The organism is Paracoccus niistensis (assembly GCF_042432925.1).
Lineage (GTDB): Bacteria > Pseudomonadota > Alphaproteobacteria > Rhodobacterales > Rhodobacteraceae > Paracoccus > Paracoccus niistensis.
Window position 1 is genome coordinate 1 of the sequence record NZ_JBHLWE010000082.1, and the last position, 562, is coordinate 562.

Genomic DNA, 562 nt, shown 5'->3' on the forward strand with positions numbered 1-562 from the left:
AGCATCATGACCCTCCGATATCGACGACCCAGGTGTCCTTGCTGCCGCCGCCCTGGCTGGAATTGACGACGGTCGAGCCTTCGACCAGCGCCACCCGCGTGAGGCCCCCGGCCGTCACGTCGGTGCGGCTGCCCGACAGGATGAAGGGGCGCAGGTCCACGTGGCGGGGCGCCGCCCGGTTGCCCACGATCGTGGGGACGGTGGACAGTGTCAGCATCGGCTGGGCCATGTAGTTACGGGGATCGCGGCGGACGGCCTCGGCAAAGGCCGCGCGCTCGGCGTCCGTGGCATGGGGGCCGATCAGCAGGCCGTAGCCGCCGGATTCGTTGGCCGCCTTGACGACCAGATTGTCGATGTTGGCCAGCACATGGTCCCGCTCGCCCGGGTACACGCAGCGATAGCTTGGCACGTTGGGAAGGATCGGCTCGGCGTCGAGGTAATAGCGGATCAGCGCCGGGACATAGGTGTAGATCACCTTGTCGTCGGCCACCCCCGCGCCCGGCGCGTTGGCCAGCGCGACGTTGCCCGCCCGCCAGGCCCGCATCAGCCCCGGAACGCCCAG

Annotated in this window: 1 protein-coding gene; it reads right to left on the bottom strand. The window is 69.6% G+C overall.

What is annotated here, in order from left to right:
• Window positions 1-4: 4 nt before the first annotated feature.
• Window positions 5-562: circularly permuted type 2 ATP-grasp protein (locus ACFFII_RS17715; protein WP_377700195.1), on the bottom strand; the 558-nt coding region annotated here is incomplete at its 5' end.